7 protein-coding genes are annotated in these 14,526 nt (G+C 48.4%); all 7 read right to left on the bottom strand.

Annotated features, from left to right (window positions below; genetic code table 11):
• Positions 1-22 precede the first annotated feature (22 nt).
• Positions 23-1,852, bottom strand: a complete 1,830-nt coding sequence (locus RCO25_RS14330) for a family 43 glycosylhydrolase (protein ID WP_308996827.1) — start codon at positions 1,850-1,852, stop codon at positions 23-25.
• Entirely contained in the window at positions 1,853-2,848 is a 996-nt protein-coding gene (locus RCO25_RS14325) for a glycoside hydrolase family 43 protein (RefSeq protein WP_308996826.1), read from the bottom strand.
• Between the two features lie 188 nt (positions 2,849-3,036).
• Positions 3,037-8,256 carry a beta-L-arabinofuranosidase domain-containing protein gene (locus RCO25_RS14320; protein WP_308996825.1) on the bottom strand — a complete coding sequence of 1,740 codons (5,220 nt, stop codon included), beginning with the start codon at positions 8,254-8,256 and terminating at the stop codon, positions 3,037-3,039.
• 438 nt (positions 8,257-8,694) lie between these two features.
• Positions 8,695-10,221: a glycoside hydrolase family 43 protein gene (locus tag RCO25_RS14315; protein ID WP_308996824.1), complete on the bottom strand. Its 1,527-nt coding sequence runs from the start codon at positions 10,219-10,221 to the stop codon at positions 8,695-8,697.
• A 40-nt stretch (positions 10,222-10,261) separates the two neighbouring features.
• A complete protein-coding gene (locus tag RCO25_RS14310) occupies positions 10,262-10,759 on the bottom strand; it encodes a DUF1854 domain-containing protein (RefSeq protein WP_308996823.1) in 498 nt (165 codons plus the stop codon).
• Positions 10,759-12,951, bottom strand: coding sequence for an ABC transporter ATP-binding protein (locus RCO25_RS14305; RefSeq protein ID WP_308996822.1), 2,193 nt, complete (start codon positions 12,949-12,951; stop codon positions 10,759-10,761). The genes RCO25_RS14310 and RCO25_RS14305 overlap by 1 nt, the downstream gene beginning before the upstream one ends.
• Before the next feature lie 106 nt (positions 12,952-13,057).
• A complete protein-coding gene (locus tag RCO25_RS14300; RefSeq protein ID WP_374992113.1) occupies positions 13,058-14,167 on the bottom strand; it encodes an endo-1,4-beta-xylanase in 1,110 nt (369 codons plus the stop codon).
• Positions 14,168-14,526: the final 359 nt, after the last annotated feature.

Genomic DNA, 14,526 nt, shown 5'->3' with positions numbered 1-14,526 from the left:
GTTCGTCCAAAATTTCACCCAATCACTTTTTCGTCAAGTTGACTTTCGTCGTTACGCACCTCAGATCTCTGTTCAGGTCAGCATCCTCCGTCAGATCCAAGACCGGGCATCCATCGATATCAAAATGCACTCTGCGGATGCCAGTACTTCTTGGCTCCGTTAAACCGCCTCTTGCATGGTAAACATTCAGCAGATTACCGTCACCGTCAGATATATAAGCATTATGACCAGGTCCGTATTCACCGGCTACCGACCTCGATGTGAGCAATGGATAATTACTCTTCGTCCAGCTGTCTGTATCCAGAAGGTCCGCACCTCTTGGTGCCGTCATCATACCTACGCAGTAGGTAGCATTAACGAGCGCACTGGAGAAGGTAACAAATATATTCTCTTTTGTAATAATGGCAAAAGGTCCTTCATCCACAAAAGTGTGATTATTTGCCCAGCCATATTCCGGCTTGGAGAGTAGAACGGGATCGTTAACCAACCTCCAAGGCTGCTCTGGATCAACATTCGCAATGTACAGCCAAGAGCCAAGATCCACCGGAGAAAGCTGTCGCTGTGCCCATATGACGAAGTGTTTGCCATCTGCTACAAAATAGGTCATATCCAGTGTGATGCCGGATTCGTACATATAATCGCCATCTTTGTTCTGCATTCTAATCGGCATTTCCCAATCATCTGCATGGACTGGATTTCCACCGGACTTTAATTTCATCACATGGGAATGAATGCTGCCGAATTCTCCACTGCTTACCGCGAAGAAAATATAAAGATCATTCCCGATAATATGGAACTCCGGGGCCCAAAAAAATTGTTTAATTAACGGATACATATCGTCATCCAAAATCAAGCTCTCGCCGGCGCTTGCTATACCTGCAATAGTCGCTGATTCCCTAACATAAAAACCTTGCTTAATTGAAGTATCATCATTAGTCGCGATAAAAAGGAATTTACCATTCCATTCGATGACACATGGGTCAGCTCGATTGACAGCCGTTGGAAAGGAATAAGAATCTTGTCGTACCGTTCCTTTAACATCGTATATACCAGCAAAATCCCAATCTACGTGACTAGTATCCCAATCTACTTTTTTCATAGATGACGAACCATCGTTATAGAAAGCCACAGCCCTTACAAGTTCCAAGTCGCTTGCCGAGGAAGCCTCTACGGTATCTGGTACTCGGATTTCTGTATTTGCAAGAGCTGATAATTTCGTTATGACCTTATTTCCGATTTGATTAGGCACATGAATCTCGTTTCGCTCCACAGCCCCCTCAATATCAGTCTCAGCTGTCTTAAATACGAATGCACTTGCCGTTTCCGGTTGAGATGAGCAATCCAGTGCGGTAATATCCGGCATGGAATTCTTGTAAAAATGGCCGGATTCATCGCACCAGCTAATTTCGTAATGGTTTGTGCGGGGATTATATTCGCAAATCGCATCGCTTACATAGGAATCGCTCTTCAAATGAATCAAACCGATTTCTTTATAATGGATTAAATCGGAGGAGGTAAACAGCAGGATACAGCCTACACTCTCCCGGTCGTTCCCACCATCATGCTCGATACGTTCTGCGATGACGCCGAAGGTACCGTCCGCCATATGAAAGAGGTATGGATTTTTCAAACTTTTGGCGTTCAGGGTCCCGTTGTCATTGGCGGTTGCCTTTGCGAATAAAACGCCTGAATTATGATTCAACCCTGTGTAAGAATTTCCGTCATGGCTATACGCCAAATGCATGCTATAGGCCAATTTGGGACTATAGACATCATCTTCCAGAGGCGTTCTTGTATAGCATAATAAATAGACATGATTTCTTTCTAAACTTATGGCTTCCGCGTTTTCCATTTATTCTACTTCTCCTTTAATGTAAGGATCGATCGTCTGAATCGTCCCATCCTCGTTATAATGCAGTTCCGTATACTTGACACACCGCTTATGGTTGACGCCTCCAGAGAGGGAACAGTCGTGATAAAACAGGTACCATTTGTCTTCAAACTGGACTATGGAATGATGGGTCGTCCAGCCGATTACCGGTGTAAGGATCGTTCCTTTAAAGGTATACGGGCCCAGCGGATTCCGGCTGACGGCGTAGACGAGCTTATGCGTGGTACCGGTCGAGTAGGACAAGTAGTACCATCCGTTATGCTTGTGCACCCACGGTCCTTCAAAGAAGCGCCGATCCTCGTCGCCGGCCGGAATCGGGCTGCCGTCCTCATCGATGATCGAAATTTCCTGCGGAGCTCCTTGAAAAGACAGCATGTCCTCACTCAATATCGCAACCTGCGGACCAAGAGCAGGAGCACTCGCATCCGGCCCCGCAGCTTCCGGCTCGAAGCTGCCGGTCTGCCATTTTTCCAGTTGGCCGCCCCAAAGACCGCCAAAGTAGATATAGGCCTGCTTATCTTCGTCAATCAGTACGGCCGGGTCGATACTGAAGCTGCCTGCAATGTAATCCGGCTGCGGGATAAAAGGTCCGGCCGGCGACGGGCTTGTCGCCACACCGATCCGAAAAATCCCATCATGGTCCCGTGCGGGAAAAAACAAGTAATAGATGTCGTTCTTATAAGCGGCATCCGGTGCCCAAAGCTGCTTGGAGGCCCACGGAATATCTCTTAAATGAAGAACCTCGCCATGATCAACGACGGGAGATTCTAGATTGTCCATGGAAAGCACATGATAATCTTCCATTGCATAGTGGTCCCCATTGTCATTATCAGGTCCATCGTGGTCGAGGTCATGCGATGGGTAAATATAAATTTTTCCCTCGAATACATGCGCAGAAGGATCGGCCGTGAAAATATGGGTGACAAGCGATTGATTTGGTTTTGGTATTTGATTCATGCGAATTCTCCTTTTTTATAACCTTAATGATCTGGCATACTTACACTTCGGCGAAGCCATCTTCAGTAGATGACGGATAAATAAAGTGTAGTACTTGCCATATGCGGAAACAACCTGTCGATCAATAGGTATAGTCAAATAAAAGCAGCCGGTCGTTCTGGCCGGCTGCCAATTCAATCCTTTTTCATTTAAATCAAATCAGATTGCTTAAGTAGTTTTAGAACTACATTTGCGACCTCAGCTCTAGTGATATAAGCCTTCGGAGCAAGGGCATCGACGCTTCTTCCAGACACTATGCCAGCTTGGATATTGTGTGCAATGGCTTGCTTTGCCCAAGCTGAAGCGGCTGACGCATCTTTATAAACTCGTAATACATCGTTCGCAGGCTGTAGATCAAGTTGATCCTTCAGTCCCGTAACGGTCATGGCTTTTGCAATGATCGTCATCGCTTGTTCTCTTGTAATCTTGCTCATCGGGCGGAAAGAACCATCATCAAAGCCGTTAATTAAACCAAAAGACTGAGCAGTTTGGACAGCGTTACTGTACCAATCCGTTGCTTTTACATCGTTAAAGGAAGGTTTGTCGTTTTCCAGCCTCAAGCCCAATCCTTTGACTATGATTGCGGCGAATTCTGCTCGAGTGATATCTGCGCTCGGATAAAATGATTCATTGCCGTCTCCGCTGACGATCATTCTTGCACCCAGTTCATGAATGGCTTCATTAGCCCAATGTGAAGCAGTATCCTTGAACTCTACTTGGTTATACACGACAGAATAGATGCTATTCGTCAAGCTCTTAATGCTGGCAAAATACTTGCCATCCATTACAATGATTTTTGTCGGTACATGGCGAATCGTACCATCCGCTTCTACTACAACGCCAGTCGTTATCTTGTTTGGGTCTACTCCATTCGGAAGTGCAATTGTACGCTCCACATAAGTTGTGAACGTTGAAACATCAATTGTCTTTTCCCCATAGGAAGCTCTCACAATAAATTCAACTGGCGGTAAGACAAAAGCAAACTTCCCTTTGCTTGCCGCTTGTTCCACCAACTCTAGCATAGCAGCCGATGGACTGCCGATTTCCACTTGAAAGGTAATATCCTGCAAGGAAATACCAGCTTGTGCAGATAAAGCAGACGCTCCGATTAGCTCGGCAGGCAAGGTATAAGCGGCTTTATCCGTTTTGATTTCCACCGTCACCTTCTTGTCTCCCATCAGCTTTAACACTTGACCAGCAAACTCTGCAACTACGACATCCGAATCGCTAGTTAGCGGAATAGTGATTATGGAACCGGCTGCGGTCCCGTTAATGCTTTGTTCAAGCCTCTGCTCGTCAAACCTAGCCGTAGTAACCGTTTGGCTGTTTCTCACAGATTTCACAGCCATCCCTAAGTTTACGAATTGACCATTAACTTTAATTCCGATGACACTGTTCACTGGATTTTCATTTCCTGTATTACCTGAGCCAGGGTCGCCATGATTACCCGTGTTATTCGCTTTGGTCACCGTTACTTCAGTTGCTGCTGTCCGTACTACACCTCCGGCAATAACCGTTAGAGTCACGGTTCCTGTTCCGACTGATAATCCCCTAACTGTAACCGTATCTTTATTGCTGTCCCCAACGATCTCCAGAAGTTGATCCGTGCTCCACTCGTACGTGGGGTTCGCAGCGTTTGATGGGTTAAGATTAGCGTTCAGGACCAGTTCATTGCTCATGTTAATTGATGCTAAACTTGCTGTGATACTAACCGATTCCAAAGGAAACTCTTCTGACACCTGCTTCTTAATACTAAGCGTGTACGCTTTCTCAGTTACTCTGTCTTCTGCAACCACCCGGATATTTAATGTTGCTGTATCGGCATCTAAAGCAACTTTTCGAACAGCCGTATCATCGATCAGAATATCGTCTACATATACCAAGGCATTTGAATTTACAGGCGTGAAATTAACCATGGCCTCCGTGGTATCCTGCGGTACTGTTAAAGCATAGTCACTACCGGTTAATGCCGCCGCTGTGCCGCCTGCAGTCACGCTCTGAAGGTTCGTATCATTGCTATAATCTTTTAGAATCGATAACGTCCCAAATAGACTACCAACATAACTTGTTCCTCTGCTCGCAAACTTCACCGTTACTTTGGTTTTTCCCGCCACCAATTGCGCGGGAATTTCATACCTCACGTCATAGAATTGAGCCGGATTTCTGGCTTCTACCGTTTCCTCCTTTATGAGTGTTCCATCCACATACACATTAAAGGTTCTTCCTTGATCACCGCTGTAGTACTTGGTCGCCACATAATTCGTGATGGACGGAGTAACGGTCATGTCGTAGCTGAGCCAGCCGTCTCCGGTATTCACGCCGAATGCATGGCGGTACTGATAGCCGCCGTAGGAGCCTCCTGATGAATTGCCTTGCAGGTTATGCGCCAATTCGTGCTGATCATTGGTGATTTGCACTTCATCGATTAGCGCGACAGCCTTCCTCGCTGCATTCTTTTTATTTAAAATGTTATTCTGAAAAAAAGGAGAGTCTAACGCCGATAAGTAAAAGTAAATGCCATATCTTTCCCCTGTATTTAAATAGTAAGGGGTAAATTTCAGATTTTGATCCTCATCTGTATTCCGCAGCGTGAATTCTACTTTCCCTTCTGTCTTTACCAAATTATCCTTGACGTTAGCCATCCAGTCACTCACAGTTCCATCTTCAATCAGAATATAGTCCTTGTAAGTCACACCTTCCGGCATATTTGCTTTTTGCGAGGCGAGATGGGGAATGGCCACCATTTGTTCGGTTCCCATACCTGCGCTTAAGACGACAGGACCGTACGTAAACGCTACCGCTTCTGCGTTATCGTGCAGCGTTGAAATTTTGACCTCCATAGGGAACGTCAGCTCAATAACATCCCCTGCTTCCCATACTCTCTCTACATTTACATAGCCGTCTACTGCGTTTGCATGCAATGCTTCCCCATTAATGGTCACCACCACGTTTTGACCTGCCGCAATCCAATCTGGAGTCCTGAATTTGAAATTAATGCTTTCGGCAGATGCAGCGTTGATGGTGAAGGTTGCCTTATTGCTTTCCGGCAGATTGGCCTGCTGTGTGAATTGAAGGCCTTTATCCGTCCACTTTAGCGTCGAGCTTACGTACATGTTGACATAAAGATCCGATTCGGTTCGGAAATAAATGCTGTCATCCAGTTTCGTGAAGTTTTCCATCCCCGTTCCGGTATCACACCAAAAGCTGTCAAACTCTGTTCCATAGACCTTGAAATAACCTGTTCCCATCGGCTTGAAGTACGTCGTCATTCCGGTCTCCGGGTTCATGGAAGACAGAATCTCATTCTGGAATGCCCTTTCATAATAGTCCGCGTATTTGATATCTCCGGTTAACCTGAACAGTTCTCTGGTAAGCTTTAGCATGTTATACGCGTTACAGGTTTCCGCATTCACATTATTTCTTCTTGCATCCAGTTGTCCTGGTTCTCTAAAGTGCTCGTTTTCGCTATTGCCGCCTGTTACGTAAGTATGATCGTGAACGACCGTCTCCCAGAAGTTTTCAGCTGCTTGCAAATAGAACTCCGCCTCTTCACCTAATGTCCGATAGCGATTCAGAGCGCCAATAAACTTTACGATCTGGGTATTGGCATGCGAATTTTGCAAAACATCATTGCCGTTTACAATCGGGGTGAATAATGAATCTTCATCAAACATATGAGCTGCTATGACATGAGTTGGATCCTGAGTGGCTTTGTACAATTCATATAAGCCGTCGTTCATGCCGCCATATTCTATATTTAACACCCTTGTATGTGTCGCTTCATCCCAGGTTTGCGTCCGGTTGTAAGTCCAGTCTCCCAGCTTGCTTGCAATCTCTAAAGCCACTCCATTATCCGTATAATTGTATACATCGACTAGGCCGGCAACAATTTTGTGCATCGTATACCACGGCACCCAGCTCGGACCTTCGACTTTTCCTTCGATAACATCGAAATGCGTCTCCGGCGTTGCGAAGATATAGCCATTCGGACTTGCAACTTGACATGCCTTTAATTCGCTAAGAAGATAATCGATTCTATTTTTGACTTGCAGGTTTAGGGCGGGATTGCCCTTGGTTTGTTTATATGCCTGTGAAAGCGCTGTCAAGTAATGGCCCATAATATGCCCTCTTAGATAGCTCCAACCGCCTTCCCAGCCGCCATACAGCTCTGCTTTCTTCGGTAATCCTGCTACCGTCCTGAATCCCGACAGCAGTCGATCCGGATCGAGCTTTAACAAATAATCCAAATTTTTATTAAATGCATTTACATAAAAAGGGTCCGTTACCTCTACATCTTCCATGTCAAACGACTTAATCATCGCAAAATCGCCAGCGTATTTGCTGGCTTTTACAATAACATCAAATTTTTTAGTCAACGTTATTGTGCCATACGTTACACTTACAGTAACTGTTACGGGAGTATCAACCTCAGGCGCAATAACTTCTCCCGTATGGGAAAGAACATCTGGATTAGAAGAACTCCACGCCAGCATACTCCCGTTATTCCCACTCACCGGAAAAGGCAGACTCCCTCTTATTGTTCCCGGGAGCATAATTGAATCCAGGTCCATCTGTGCAATGGACTCCTCTTCAATTATGCCTCCTTCTGCTTTGAAAATATCTCTGATCTCTTCATTTGATGCTGCTGTGCTATAGATTTTAAATTCATCCATATTCAGCTTGGCATACCCTCCACCGTAGTTGGGTGAATTAAATCCCAAATACTTATGGTCTGTATCGTTCGCAATAATGCCGCCGCCCTTTGTATTGTACATGACCTGCTGTGCCATACCGTTACGGTATATAGCTGCATTTTTAGTGGCATTGTCGTAGGTGACAGCAATGTGAGTCCATTCACCAACAGGAAAGAAAGCATTTCTATCCCCTGTTACATATGATTCTTGAACGCTTGTGCCTGTTGATAGTTTTAATGGAACATCATCGCTCAAGATGCTCAAATACCATCCCTCTCCATTCCAAGCGCCACTTGGTTTGTTCCACATAACAATGTGCTCGCCAACCAAGTTTGTGTCAGGCTTAACCCAGAAGGAAACGGTCAAGTTTTGTGGTTGTAATGCCGATGACGTGCCCAGGTCAATATAATTGTTAGTTCCATTGAGTTGTAATGCTTTTCCTACTTTCCCGCTGGTATAGATTGCAGAGCCATTTAATGTACCTTGGATCGCATTCGTAGAAGAATCCGTAATATTATCTTCGAACTTTAATTCCATTTCCATGGAGTCATCCAACCCTGCTGCATTAACATACATACCCGTACTAGTGAATCCGGTAGCATTTGCTAATAATGTAAGAGAAAGTACAAGTAATGCCACCTTGCCTCTAACCGTTTTCTTTGGTATTGGTTTCATAATCGAATCACCTCATATTAATATTCAACTATAGCTTGATCCTTCAACTCAATTGAGCCTTAACTTTAAAGCGTTTTCAAAAATTCGATTTTATTATTTCAGCCTCCTTATCGTTGATCGTTGAAAATTGACTAAACGCTCCAAACGCTTAGAAGAGTCTCCTAAGTAAATTATAGATATAATAGTATCTATTAAAATGGTGTCTCTTATTTGAAAGTTATATTTTCTTTGGGAATTTCACAAAATCAACTCCAAGTCCCATCTGAGGAGCTCTTAGACTGCATTACAAGCGTAAACGGCTGTCGCCGTCCTCTGTGGCAAAAGCAGTCGTTTCGCGGAGATATATAAGCACATTTATATGTGAAAACATATAAATTCTTATATATTAAAAAAAGAGAGGCCCATGCACATGCGCTTAGGCCTCTCGTTTATTCATTCCTACTCGTAGGTTTCATAATGGAACCAGTCAAAATGAGCCGGCGACTCGGATCGAGTGCCGTTGCCCGTCGCATACATGGCGAAGAATACACCCGTAAACCCGCCGGCTACTTCCGTGGCCAGCAAAGCGCACTCCCCTTGGCCAAACCAGAAGGGCTCCTCATGGCTGCTGCTTGAGAAACCGAAGGCATAATGCTCCTTGTCCGATTTGACAGTCAGCACGACCTTATCAGCCGACCATGGCGCCTCGTGCTCCACCTTCCATAAACTGCCGACCCTTCTCCGGAAAATGATCTTGCGTTCGCCGGCAATTCTTGTCACTGCAATCTCGTAATGAAACCGCTCATTCATGAATACGGTTATTCCCGCTTCTTCGCCGTCTCGCTGCGGTGCAAACGTCAAATATGCGGATACGCGGCATGCAAAGTGCTGCTGCCTCCGCCCGATAAACGCAGGCGCGTCAACAGCATTTAAGGTAGCCGGGGAGCCGTACAGCGTCAGGCAGCTGTCTTTCTCCGTCAACGTCCAATTATCCGGGTTCGGCGAACGCAGAAAATTCCATTGCGGAGCGAGAGCGGAAGCGTTGAAGTCGTCTCTCACCATCGGCTCCTCGGTCACAGGCTGCAGAGTTAACCCAGCGGAAGGCATCGTCTCTCCTATGGTGCCGTTCTCGCCGATCATCGGCCATCCGTCTTCCGTCCAGGTGACGGGTGCAAGGAACGTTTCTCTGCCGAGATGATGACGATTCGGATACCCGACAGGACGTATGCCAAGGAATACGGCCCACCAGCTGCCATCCGGCGTCTGGACGAAGTCTGCATGTCCCGTCGCATGAATCGGCTTGAAGAGGCTCCGATGAGACAGAATCGGATTGTGCGGACAGCTCTCAAACGGTCCGGCCGGCCCTTTGCTCCTTGCCACCGTTACCATATGGCCGTACTCCGTGCCTCCTTCGGATATGAGGAGGTAATACCAATCGCCGATCCGGTAGATATGCGGAGCCTCCGGATATTGCCCGCCGGTCCCCGTCCATAGGAACGCGCATTCCGAAACTTTTTTCCCGGTCTTCAAGTCGATTCGGCTCTGGTATATACCCGGGCCCGTTATATCATTGCTCGCGGATGAAGTAATATAGACCGTCCCATCCTCGTCGAAGAAGAGATCAGGATCAATCCCGGGATGATCTAGATAAATCGGATCGGACCACTCCCCGCGCGGATCATTCGTATACACATAAAAGTTGCCCCCGCTCGAGACATTTGTGGTGATCATGTAGAATGTACCGTTATGAACACGAATAGTAGGCGCGAATATTCCGCCAGAACTGCTCGCTTGACGCAAATCCAATTGCTCTGGCCTGGTCAAGCAATGTCCTATCTGCTGCCAATGCACAAGATCTTTGCTGTGATAGAGCGGTACTCCCGGAAAATACTCGAAAGAGCTGGTCACCAGATAGTAGTCCTCACCTTCTCTGCAGACGCTCGGGTCGGGATGGAAGCCGCTAATAACGGGATTTTGGTAAGTCATTTCGTAAGACACTCCTTTGTAGATATAAGTTTGCGTTCATTTACAGCACTTCTTCAAGCAATCTTCGGCTATGCGCGTCAAGCGCGTGCCAATCGGGAATTTCACAGCGTTTGCCGCTCAGATCGGTCAGAATAATCCGGCCTCCGCCGGGATATTGGAGATGCTCATGCAGATTTCGCATCGCCATTCGGGCGGGGCCAAGATGTGTCTGCAGCTCCCACAGCCACAGATCGGATTTGAATTTCACACTTTCCACCCGCGTTACCCTCGGAAGGAAGTAGCGGAACTGAAGCTCCTTCGTAAGCTCGGCGGTACTTTCTTCATTAAGCTCCGCGATATCGCGGATGATTCCGAGCTCATCGCCGCTCGCATTTCGGATTGAGATATACTGCGAGTCGTATTGAAACGGGAACGCACGGTAGACGACAAGCTCATCATATGGTTTGCCGTCAACGACGCCCTGGAGCACGCCGCCTTTGCCTCGGCTGAAGCTCGCTTCGTCCTCTGACAATACCCGAATAGCAAAGCTATCCGTCATCAGCCCTCAACCCCCTTTATTTTGGACATCTCTTTCTGGGCGTCAACAAGCTTACGGTAGACGCCCTTTTCTTTCTCAAGAAGTTGTTCGTGAGAGCCGACTTCGACGATTTTACCCCGTTCCAGCACGACGAGACGGTCTGCGTTGCGGAGCGTGGACAAGCGATGGGCAATGGCAAAGGTCGTACGGCCCTGAACAAGCCGCGAAATCGCCTCCTGAATCTGCCGCTCTGTTTCGGTGTCCACTGAAGCGGTTGCCTCATCCAAAATAAGAATACGGGGGTCATGGATGATAGCGCGGGCGATGGCTACCCGCTGCCGCTCCCCGCCGGACAGCTTGTGCCCACGCTCGCCAACCCGGGTATCATAGCCGTCCGGCAATCTGACGATAAAATCATGCGCATTGGCAATCTTGGCTGCCCGCATAATTTCTTCAGGTGTCGCGTCGGACTTGGAATACGCGATGTTCTCCGCGATCGAGCCGTCAAAGAGAAACGTTTCCTGAAGGACAACACCGATCTGCTTTCTTAAATCGGATTGGCTGATATCGCGGATCGAAACACCGTCAATGAGTATGGAACCTTCATCCGCGTCATAAAACCGGCATATCAAATTGATAAACGTCGACTTGCCCGCTCCCGAATGTCCGACCAAGCCGATCATCTCGCCTGCTTTCACACTTAGGCTGATATTCCGAAGCACTGGATGATGCTTCTCATAGCCATAAGTGACCTGTTCGAAGTCGACATCGCCCTTGATGGTACCGAGCGGCACCGGCTTGTGAACATCGGGCACTTCGGATGGCGTATCGATAATTTCAAACACCCGATGCGCGGCAGCCATCGCATTGCTGGCCCAGTTAATCATCTGGCTGACCCACTGCAAAGGACCGAATAACATGCCAAGATAAGCGACAAGCGCCATAAGCACCCCTAGCTGCAGCTCGTCGTTCAACACCTTGCTTCCTCCGTAATACCAGATCAGAAGCGTGCCTATTCCCGCAATAAGGTTAAAGGCAGGAAATATAAACTGCCAAAGCCCTTCTGTCTTGACATTGTTCTTCACGACTTCCGCGTTCGCCTCGGTATAGCGGGACAACTCCTCGCGTTCACGGCCAAATGCCTTCACCACCCGAATACCCTGCAGTGAATCGCCGACCAGCATATTCAAGCGAAAGATCGACCTCCACTGCTGGTAGAGGCGGCGTCCGATTTTTGGCCAGATGGTGACTGACGCCGCAACCATAACCGGAACAGGCAGCAGCGCGAACAGTGACAGCCTCCAATCCAGGCTCATCATGATGATAAAAATGATGACGACGCGAAGCGATTCTCCGCAGACGAAAATGACGCCGTCCGTCATGAATTGACGCATCGACTCTGCATCATTATTAACGCGGCCAATAAATTGAGAGGTCTGCCTGCGGTCGAAGAAGGCCAGCGAAAGCCTCATGAGCGACGCATAAACATCCTTGCGAACATCACCCATTAGCTTGGAACCGACCCATATGCCGATATACCCGCGCACCGTCTGCATAACAGTAAGAAGCAGCATGGTAAGACCCAAGCCAGAAACAACGGTAAACAAGGCTGAGCCCATATTTTTGGGCTGCAGCACATCGTCGATGATGATTTTCGTCAGAAACGGCGGCAGCAGCTCGACCAAGGTGGTTAGAATCAGCAAACAGCCGGCCGCTGCCATTTGAAGCTTATAGGGCTTTGCGTAACCCAGCATCCGGGAGGCTAGCTTGCCATTGTTCAAGCAAAGCTGGCAAACCTGCGTGCCTTCACCGAGCGGATTGGCGCAGGTCGGGCAATAACGCGGTAAATCGCGCTCCGAAACGGCCGGAAGCTCCTCTCCCTTTGCAATCGCGCTCAAGAGCTTTGCGGCAAAGCCGGCTACCGATGTCAGCTCAGCCGTATAGCGGGCAATGACTACCGGTCCGCTTTGCATGTCGGCTACCAGTGTGCCGCCTCCTACTGCACCAACGGCTCTCGCATCCTTAAGCTCCGCAGCCGATAGCTGCATGACTGTCGGACCTTCCATCTGCATAATCATGATGTCGCGGCTAGTAACGGCGATCCATTGCTCGCCGAACCGGCCGTCAGGCAGCAGGTCTGTCTTGAAACTAAACAACAGCTTGCCTGTCAGCTGCTTCAGGAGATGCTCCGGAAGCATATCCTGCTTGGACATGGACATCATTCTCCCTTTCTTAATCTACAACTAAGCAACGATCCGAAGACACTCGAAATACTCCGCTTCGGCTCCTTGTTCGCGCAGCGATGAAGAGCTTCCCGCATTACGGCAGCTTCGAAGGATCCACGACCGCCCAGAACGCCGGCTTCGCCTGAAGCTGCTTATCGAATAGGAACGGCGCCTCGGTGCGCTTTACCGGGAACGAGCTCAGCCACGTATGGTCATCCGCGATGCCCCAGAATACGACGCCGCTGAGAATGTCCTTGTTCGCCTTGAACGCCTCGAACAGCTCACGGTACCGATCTGCTTGCTTCTTTAGCACGTCAGCCGGAATATCCGCGCCGAAATCTCTGCGATCGTTCCAAGCGTAGATACTCATATCAAGCTCGGTAACCAGATTGTCAAGGCCGAGCTCGCTGAATTTCTGCATCGAATCGATAATGGAATCGACCGTGGGCCCGAGTATGCCGATATGCGTCTGATGCCCGACGCCGTCGATCGGCACCCCATTGGCCAGCATTTCCTTGACCAATTCATACAACCTGTCGCGTTTCACCGGATTGTCCGTTCCATAGTCGTTAATGTACAGCTTTGCGTCCGGTCCGCCCGCTTCGCGCGCCGCGCGGAAGGCCGTCTCGATGTAATCGGTACCTGTAATCTTGTACCAGTCGCTGGCCCGCATGCCGCCTGGGTCCCCCGGCTCAATGACCTCGTTTACAACGTCCCATGATTGAATGTCGTCCTTATACCGTCCGACAATGGTACGGACATGCGTATCGAGCCGTTCAAGCAGCAATTTCTTGTTCGCAACGCGCTTCCCCGGATCCGTCTCGTCGACCATCGGTTTGCCATCGGCATCCTTGAAGAACCAAGCTCCGACCTGGCTATGCCAGATAAGCGCGTGGAATCGAACTTCCATGCCGCTCTCCTTCGCAAATTTGACGATCCGGTCCGCATTTTCCCAATTGAAGCTGCCTTCTGCAGGTTGTATCGCATCCGGCTTCATTACGTTCTCCGCGACCAGCCAATTCACGTGCTTCTTGAGCAGCTCTGCCTTGAGCCCCGTTGTCTGAAACGGTTCGACGGCCGCTCCGATCGGGAAATAGTCGGCGTACGATTCCATGAGCGACGGTATATCCGTCTGGACTGACGGCTCCGGAAGCGCTCTCTCCTTTTCTTCCTCCGGGGCCGCGGTCTGTTCAATGGGGTCCACGGACTCTTCCGCCTTTGGGCCATCCTCCTGCTGAGCCGTCAGGCTTTCGCTGGTACTTATAGCTTCCGTCTCGCTTGGATCAAACCTGTTCAGCAGCAGCAAGGCAACGACAATTGCGGCGGCTAACAAGATAACTAGCAAGGCGTTTCTTCGTTTAATAATTGGGCTGGACAAGCCGGAAACCACCTTCCTATGGATAATTTCAATGGATACAAGCGTAAACGGCTGTCGCCGTCCTCAGTGGCAAAAGCTATCGTTTCGCGGAGATATATAAGCACATTTATAAGTGAAAACTTATAAATTCTTATATATCCATAAAAGGGAACAGCCTTGCGGAAGTTTTCAGCTCCGCAAGGCGC

It is taken from the genome of Paenibacillus sp. LHD-38 (assembly GCF_031157315.1).
In the GTDB taxonomy this organism is placed as follows: Bacteria; Bacillota; Bacilli; order Paenibacillales; family Paenibacillaceae; genus Pristimantibacillus.
This window is presented reverse-complemented; position numbering and strand designations above follow the sequence as displayed.